A 1,693-nucleotide genomic window follows, 5' to 3' on the forward strand; every position below is an offset into this window, starting at 1 on the left:
CCGACGGGCCCTTGCACCACACCTTGCCGATCGCGCCCTCGGGCAGAACGGCGCCGTCCTCCTCGCGGATCTCCACCGCCATGTCGCGCACGGGCTTGCCGCAATTGACGATGGCGCGGAACCGCTGCCGGCGACCGAAGGGATTGGCGGCGGTGCGGTCCTCGCCGCCGGACAGCTGCGTCTCCTCGACCAGCTCGACCCGGATGCCTTCGCCCGGCGGCATCAGCGTGACGGCCAGCGTCGCTTCGGCCAGGCCGTAGCTCGGCAGGAACGCGCTCGCCTGAAATCCGGCATCGGCGAAGGCGTCGACGAACGCCTGCATCACGTCGGGCCGGATCATGTCGGCGCCGTTGCCCGCCAGCCGCCAGCGCGACAGGTCGAAGCGGTCCGACGCCTTGGTCTGCGACGACATGCGCCGCGCGCAGATGTCGTAGCCGAAGGTGGGGGAATAGGAGAGGGCGGTGCCGTCGTGGCGGCTGATGAGGTCCAGCCAGGCAAGCGGGCGACGGGCGAAATCCTCGGTCTTGAGGTAATCGGTCGACACCTGGTTGGCGATCGGCGACAGGAAGCAGCCGACCAGCCCCATATCGTGATACCAGGGCAGCCACGAGATGCAGCGATCCGTGCCGTCGACCTTCATGCCGTGACCGTGCGCCGCCAGGTTGTTGAGCAGCGCGTGGTGGGTGATCGCGACGCCATGCGGAAAGCGGGTCGAGCCGCTGGAATATTGCAGATAGCAGACAGCGTCGCCGAGCATCGGCGGCAGCGGCACCTCCGGCGCGTTGCGGGTCGCGAGGTCGGACCAGTCGATCGCCTGCGTCCCTGCCGCCCGCGCCGCCGCCGCCGCCATGGCCGCCAGCTCCGGCGGGTGGATCAGCATGGCGGGATCGCAGCTGGCGAGCTGGACGCGCAGCTGCTCCACATACGAATCGCGCCCGCCGAACGAGGTGGGCAGGGGCAGCGGCACCGGCCAGGCGCCGGCATAGACCGCGCCGAAGAACAGGGCGGCGAACTCAGGCACCGTTTCGGCGACCAGCGCGACGCGATCCTCGGGCTGCACGCCGGCCGCGATCAGCCGCCGCGCCGCCAGCAACGCGTCGTCGCGCAGTTCGCGATACGGATAGGCGCGCACCAGCGTGCCGCGCGCGTCGTGGAAGTTCAGCCCCCGCACGCCGCTCGCGGCATAGTCCAGCGCCTCGCCCAGCGTCGCGAAGTCGGCAAGGCGGCGCGGCAGGGCATCGAGCGTCGGCGTCGGTGCCGCCGTGGGCGCTGGGCTATCGTCGCGGATCGTCATTCCCCCTGCCTGCACCCGGCCATCGTTCAAATTCGGTTCCCACTGTGGCACAAACATGGCCATGCCGTCTCCCCCTCACCGCACAGGACAGCGCCGCGTGCCGCCGCCCCTCGACGCCGCCGCCCTCGATCGGCTGGCGCTGCGCTATGTCGAGCGGTTCGCCACCAGCCGCGGCAAGCTCGCCGCCTATCTGTCGCGCAAGATCCGCGAGCGCGGCTGGAGCGGCGACCCGGTGGAGCCGGGCGCGGTGGCGGAACGGATGGCGGCGCTCGGCTATGTCGACGATCATGGCTTCGCACAGGCACGTGCGGCGTCGCTCGGCCGGCGCGGGCTGGGCGCGGCGCGCATCGCCGCCGATTGGCGCGCGGCCGGCATCGGCGAGGAGGAACAGGCGGCGCT

The 1,693-nt window shown here is 71.5% G+C and carries 1 protein-coding gene and 1 pseudogene; one reads left to right on the forward strand and one right to left on the reverse strand.

Annotation, left to right across the window (positions count from 1 at the left end; genetic code table 11):
* A partial coding sequence (locus tag Q0326_RS17220; RefSeq protein ID WP_298692883.1) for a fatty acyl-AMP ligase occupies positions 1–1,294 on the reverse strand: 1,294 nt, incomplete at its 3' end.
* A 55-nt stretch (positions 1,295–1,349) separates the two neighbouring features.
* On the opposite strand from Q0326_RS17220, the pseudogene Q0326_RS17225 reads away from it, so the two are divergent.
* Positions 1,350–1,693, forward strand: a pseudogene (locus tag Q0326_RS17225) (RecX family transcriptional regulator); the annotation flags it as partial.

Origin of the sequence: uncultured Sphingomonas sp. (genome assembly GCF_937859915.1) — a bacterium.
In the GTDB taxonomy this organism is placed as follows: domain Bacteria; phylum Pseudomonadota; class Alphaproteobacteria; order Sphingomonadales; family Sphingomonadaceae; genus Solisphingomonas.